Consider the following 884-nt stretch of genomic DNA (forward strand, 5'->3'; position numbering starts at 1 on the left):
GCTGTTGCTACATCATGATAGCCTTTATCTTCTGTTTTCCCATCTTCTTTCACGCTCTTAACCGTGAATGTAGGAGCGGTCCATGTTCCACCATCATACTTGGCACCACCGCCAAAATAACTTGCAACACTGTTCCCAAGAGTATGAAGCTGGTTACCAGCTACTGCATCACTTGAGGTTGCAGTAATGTCTCCATTCTTAAGTGATGTAATCTTGCTATTGGTTTTGCTATTTTCTGCCCCATGCGTTGCTACAAAGGCGCCTTTAGTCTTGTCCCATAACAAGGAATCGCTTTGAACAAGGGTTATGTCTTTTTCAATCTCTTTGGTAATTTCATCCTTAACATTCTTGAATGTATCTTTAACGTTTTCGAATGAATCACCAACACCGGCAAAGGCAGTCGCGACAGTGTCATAAGACTTCTCAGTCGCAGTGCCATCTTTATTGAAGGTTTTAACCTTGAATGTAGGAGCAACCCATGCGCCATTCTCATAGCTAGCAGCACCGCCTAAGGATTTTGCAACACTGCTTCCTAGGGTATAAAGCTGATTGCCCGCTACAGCATCGCTTGAGGTTGCAGTAACGTCTCCATTCTTAAGTGATGTAATCTTGCTGTTTTCTTGTGTTACTACAACTGTGCCGTCTTCTTCTTCTTTCGTCTTTTTATGCTGCGCTACAAAGGCATTAGCAGTTTTACTCCAATTCAATGAATCACTTTTTGCATCCGCAATCTCTTTGGTAACCTCTTTTTTAATATTCGTAATAGAATTATTCACATTTGAGAAAGAGGTACCAACTCCAGCAAAAGCTGTTGCTACATCATGATAGCCTTTATCTTCTGTTTTCCCATCTTCTTTCACGCTCTTAACCGTGAATGTAGGAGC

General features: G+C 41.7%; 1 pseudogene. It reads right to left on the reverse strand.

The features are described from left to right. Positions 1–860 (reverse strand): annotated as a pseudogene (locus tag ACFIKB_RS09425) (adhesin); the annotation flags it as partial. Positions 861–884: the final 24 nt, after the last annotated feature.

The sequence above is a fragment of the Bartonella sp. MR110HLJHH genome (assembly GCF_042194225.1).
In the GTDB taxonomy this organism is placed as follows: domain Bacteria; phylum Pseudomonadota; class Alphaproteobacteria; order Rhizobiales; family Rhizobiaceae; genus Bartonella; species Bartonella grahamii.